The following is a 4,772-nucleotide window of genomic DNA, read 5'->3' on the forward strand; positions in this document are numbered from 1 at the left end:
CAGCATATCGAAGCTGCGGGCGAAGCCCTCCAGCTTCGCGCCAATCTCTTCAGCCGGCGCCGCAATGTCGACCAGCCCGCTGGAGATCGCACTTCGCGGCATATCCGGATTGCGCGGACCGTAGCCGTTGGAGGCCTGAGCGACTGTCAGTCCGCCACGCTCCTTGATCGCCTTTGCGCCCAGCGTGCCATCGGAGTCGCCGCCCGACAAAATGACCCCTACCGCATACTCGCCTTGATCTTCGGCCAGCGCGCTGAAGAAGATATCGATCGGCTTGCGCTCACGGCTGAGCAAGCTGGATTGCCGCAGGTGCAGCACTCCCTTCTCAATCATGAGAACGACGTTCTGCGGCATCACATAGACGTGGTCGGACAGGACAGTGGTGCCATCCTCGACAACGACAACCGGCATTTGCGTGTAACGTCCGACGACCTCGTGTAGCAGGCTTTCGCGCCCCGGACTGAGATGGGTGACGATGACGAACGCCATGCCGGGCTGGCCGGTGATGCCTTTGAACAGACCCTCCATTGCGGGAATGCCGCCGGCTGACGCGCCGACGCCCACAATGGGAAATCTCTTCATCTGGGATGTCACCGCAAGCCCTCGGTTGAACAGCCTAGACAACAAAGCCGCCAGTCGACCCAAAACCCGCGACCGGGCTGAACGCCAGCATACAACGTGCAAGAGGGCCGGAACAAGTCCGTGCAGACGGCGTTAACGTCGGGACTTTTGTGGAAGCTTCAATGTCAAAACGCACACCTGACCTAAAGCTGACAAAACAAGCATTGTTGCACTCTTCGGATTTGCTGGATTTGCCGGGAAACCAATCCATTCCGCCCCGCATGCTTGTTTTAGGGAAACGATTGCAGGCAGCCTTGCAGCAGCATTCTGAACAAGCCCGTGCGGACAATTGGAAATCTCGCTCGAAGAAAGGACGATGAGGTGCGCGAGCTACAAGGTCTGCACATTCTGATCGTCGAAGACGATTGGCTATTGGCCGGCGATCTTGCGAGATATTTCGGCAATATGGGCGCGGTCGTCCTCGGCCCTGCGGCGACAGTCGAGCAGGCGTCTACGCATACCGATACGGCTGAGGCCGCGATCCTTGACGTCAATCTCAATGGCCGGCGGGTGTTTCCGATCGCAGACGAACTGATGCGCCGCGGCGTGCCTTTCGTCTTTTTCAGCGGTGACGAGGACATTGTCATTCCGGAACGTCTGCGCCACGCCAGCAATCTTCGAAAATCGTCGGATAGCTACGCAATCTTCGACGCCTTGTTTCCTCCGGAACGATTCGCCTTGGCGGGTCGCCCTCCCGTGAACTTGTCCGACAATGTATTTTCACTTCTGCCGAAGCTCAGGCTCGCGGCGCGTCTGCTTCTTGGCGACGTGGGCGCTTCCGACCGGCTGGTCGAGCGAACGCTGGAGAGAGCCATCGGCGAGATCGACAGGAGGCGGGCCGGCGTGTCGACCGAAGATTGGCTGAACGGTATTATGCGAAGTGTCGCAAGATCGAGCGGAACGAGCCTGTTGCACTGAAGCGCGACCGATCGGCAACGACCGAGGCCCTGATCTCTGATTTGTTCTATCGAGTCCGAATAAGACCGCTCCATATTTGAGAAAGGACTCCGAAAAATCACGCAAACACAATGCTCTGGAGTGAACCTCTCCATCAAAACGCAAGGTGACCTAAGAGCTACCGAGGGACCACTGACGTAGAAGCCCTATCAGCCGCTCTGGTTACGCTCGATGAACTTGTTGAACCGGCTTGTTTTTCCGCCGCCGGTTTCGTCCTGGTAGAGGAAGGCCAGATCGTTCTGGTCGAAAACCCGGAAGAACTCGTCCCATTCGATGGCTTCGAACTCCTCCTCGGCCTCGCCAAAATCGATCCGCAGAATGCCACCCTCGCCTCTGGTTCGTACAACCGCAGGTCGGCCACCCCGATCTTGGGCCCACTGGCGGATCTCGTCGTGATTGGTGGTCGTCTTCGATTCAGACATTGAAATCTCCTTTCGATCCTTTGAGCTTCCCGGCCAGGCCTAGCTTGGTGCGCGCGTCCCGCTCGATGACAGCTACCTGCCTGTCCGCTGCTTCCGATTACGGCCAGATGAGCGCCTAACCCCAAACGAGCTGCAATGTTCCAGCGTAGGCCCAAGGCCTGTTCGCGATGCGTTCACCTCGGTTTGAGGGACCCCAAACCATCTTTGTTGAAGGAGAGGGAACAAACCTTTTGTCAAACAGTTCGGGGCGCCAAGGCCATCTGCACAAGGAGTTGTCGTGGAACGCATACTGGTTACCGGGGGTTGCGGTTTCATCGGCCGCCACGTCGTCCAGGAACTCGCCGAACATGGTTATGCCGTCTGTATTCTCGATGCGCTGCTGGAACAGGTGCATGGCGGTGAGGCGATCAGCCTGCCGGCGGGAGCCGAACTGATCAAGGGCGACGTTCGCGATCGCGACGCAATCGTCGAGGCGCTCCAGCGCGTCGACGCCGTCATCCATCTGGCGGCCGAGGTTGGCGTCGGCCAGTCCATGTACGAGATCGCCCGCTATGTCGGCGCAAACGACCTCGGCACTGCCACCCTGCTTGAAGCACTGATCAAACATCCGGTTGAGCGGATCGTCGTCGCCTCATCGATGAGCGTCTATGGCGAGGGCCTTTATGGCACGCCGGACGGTCGACGCGTCGACAATGCACGGCGGCAGACGAACGACATCAAGAGCGGCCAATGGAACCCGCTGTCGGCGACGAATGAAAGCCTGTCGCCGCTGCCGACGGACGAGGAAAAGCCGGTCGATCTCGCCTCGATCTATGCGCTGACGAAATATGCCCAGGAGCGCGCCGTGCTGATCTTCGGCGAGGCTTATGGCGTCGACGCGGTGGCGCTGCGCCTGTTCAACGTCTTCGGCGCCGGACAGGCGCTTTCAAACCCGTATACCGGCGTTTTGGCCAATTTCGCCTCGCGGCTCGCCAACGGCCAGCGGCCGACGATCTTCGAAGATGGCGAGCAGAAACGCGACTTCGTCCATGTGCGCGACGTCGCCCGCGCCTTCCGCCTGGCGCTGGAACAACGCCAGGCGCGCGGCCACGTCATCAACATCGGCAGCGGGCGTGCCTATGCGATCAGCGAGGTCGCGCGGCTGCTCGCCGACGCGATGGGTGTGCCGGAGCGTCAGCCTGAAATCCTCGGCAAAGCGCGTGCCGGCGATATCCGCAACTGCTTCGCCGACATCTCCAAGGCGCGTGAATTGCTTGGATTCGAGCCGCGGCAGCTGTTGGAGCATTCACTCGATGAGTTCGTCGCGTGGGTGCGCAACACAGTCGCCATCGACCGCGGCGCCGACATGAGACGGGAACTCGAAGAGCGGGGACTGGTGACATGAAGCCCGATGGTTTTCGCGAAGCGCCGGTTACCATCGTCGGCGGCAGTGGCTTCATCGGCTCGAACCTCGCCGACAGCCTGTTGTCGGATGGAATGCCGGTACTGGTCATCGACAATCTCAGCCGTCCAGGCGTTGAGCAGAATCTGGCTTGGCTGGCCCAGAAGCACGGGAATCAACTTGCCGTGGAAACCGCCGATGTCCGGAATGCGGACGTTCTGGCGCCGCTTGTGGCGCATTCCAAGGCGATATTCCATCTAGCCGCGCAGACCGCCGTCACCACGAGCCTTGTCCAGCCAAGCGAAGATTTCGACATCAATCTTCGCGGGACATTCAACATCCTGGAAGCGGCCCGCCGGAGCGGCAAGCGCATCCCTGTGATCTTCGCCAGCACCAACAAGGTCTATGGCGGCCTGCCCGACGTCGCCGTGCGCGAAGAAGACGACCGGTGCGTGCCCTGCGATGCCGGCATCCGGGCCAACGGCATAGACGAGACCTGCGGCCTCGATTTCTGCACGCCCTATGGCTGCTCCAAAGGCGCGGCGGATCAATATGTGCTCGACTATGCCAAGTCGTACGACCTGCCGACCGCAGTCCTGCGCATGAGCTGCATCTATGGACCGCGCCAGTTCGGCACGGAGGACCAGGGCTGGGTCGCCCATTTTCTGCTCAGTGCGCTTTCCGGCCGGCCGATAACGATCTACGGCAACGGCAAGCAGGTGCGCGACATACTTCATGTCTCCGATGCGGTTGCGGCCTATCGCGGGGCACTTGCCCGGATCGAGGACATCAGGGGCAAAGCATTCAATCTTGGTGGCGGACCGGGAAACGCCGTCAGCCTGCGCATGCTGCTCAAGGAAATCGGCGAACTGACCGGTCGCAGGCTTTCGATCCTCTACGACCGCGAACGCACCGGCGACCAGCCCTTCTTTGTCGCCGATACCCGCAAGATAGAAGCGACGCTCGGCTGGAAAGCGCATGTCTCATGGCGCGACGGTATCCGTGACCTCGCCGATTGGCTGCAGCGTCATCGCCTCGAACCTGAAGCCGCGAGGTACGTGGCATGAAAGTCGCCTTGGTCAATCCGTTCTGGACATACGAGGACAGTATCTATTTCGGCTGCCGCCAGCCGCATCTGCCGCTGGAATTGGGCTACTCGAAAGCCCTGCTGGAGGCCGACGGCCATGAGGTGCTGATGCTGGACGGGCAAATCCAGAAGCTGGACAACGCGGCGCTTGCCGATCGCGTCGCCGCCTTCGCCCCGGTCATGACCGTCGTCAGCACGGCGCCGACCTATCTGTTCTGGCGTTGCGCACCGCCGGAGCTGCGTGTGCCTGCCGACTTCCTCAACCGCCTCGGCGGGCGCGGCGGCCGCACTGTCGCTGTCGGAC

The 4,772-nt window shown here is 60.8% G+C and carries 6 protein-coding genes and 1 pseudogene; 5 read left to right on the forward strand and 2 right to left on the reverse strand.

Annotation, left to right across the window (positions count from 1 at the left end; genetic code table 11):
• Positions 1 to 582: chemotaxis protein CheB (locus E5W87_RS02905; protein WP_292393805.1), on the reverse strand; the 582-nt coding region annotated here is incomplete at its 3' end.
• A 161-nt stretch (positions 583 to 743) separates the two neighbouring features.
• On the opposite strand from E5W87_RS02905, the gene E5W87_RS02910 reads away from it, so the two are divergent.
• Positions 744 to 941, forward strand: a complete 198-nt coding sequence (locus tag E5W87_RS02910; RefSeq protein WP_292393807.1) for a hypothetical protein — start codon at positions 744 to 746, stop codon at positions 939 to 941.
• A 1-nt stretch (position 942) separates the two neighbouring features.
• On the forward strand, positions 943 to 1,539 hold the full coding sequence (locus tag E5W87_RS02915) for a response regulator (RefSeq protein WP_292393809.1): 597 nt from the start codon (positions 943 to 945) through the stop codon (positions 1,537 to 1,539).
• Positions 1,540 to 1,727: 188 nt separating this feature from the next.
• Here the strand turns inward: E5W87_RS02915 and E5W87_RS02920 are convergent, their stop codons facing one another.
• The gene (locus E5W87_RS02920) at positions 1,728 to 2,000 is read right to left on the reverse strand and encodes a hypothetical protein (protein ID WP_292393811.1); all 273 of its coding nucleotides are present in this window, start codon (positions 1,998 to 2,000) and stop codon (positions 1,728 to 1,730) included.
• A gap of 277 nt (positions 2,001 to 2,277) precedes the next feature.
• Between E5W87_RS02920 and E5W87_RS02925 the strand changes: the two genes are divergently transcribed.
• From E5W87_RS02925 to E5W87_RS02935, 3 genes and pseudogenes are all read left to right on the forward strand, one after another.
• Positions 2,278 to 3,384, forward strand: coding sequence for an NAD(P)-dependent oxidoreductase (locus E5W87_RS02925; protein WP_292393813.1), 1,107 nt, complete (start codon positions 2,278 to 2,280; stop codon positions 3,382 to 3,384).
• Positions 3,381 to 4,448, forward strand: a complete 1,068-nt coding sequence (locus tag E5W87_RS02930) for an NAD-dependent epimerase/dehydratase family protein (RefSeq protein ID WP_292393815.1) — start codon at positions 3,381 to 3,383, stop codon at positions 4,446 to 4,448. The genes E5W87_RS02925 and E5W87_RS02930 overlap by 4 nt, the downstream gene beginning before the upstream one ends.
• Positions 4,445 to 4,772: pseudogene (locus tag E5W87_RS02935) on the forward strand (B12-binding domain-containing radical SAM protein); the annotation flags it as partial. The gene E5W87_RS02930 and the pseudogene E5W87_RS02935, both read left to right, overlap by 4 nt.

The sequence above is a fragment of the Mesorhizobium sp. genome, from assembly GCF_004962925.1.
Lineage (GTDB): Bacteria > Pseudomonadota > Alphaproteobacteria > Rhizobiales > Rhizobiaceae > Mesorhizobium.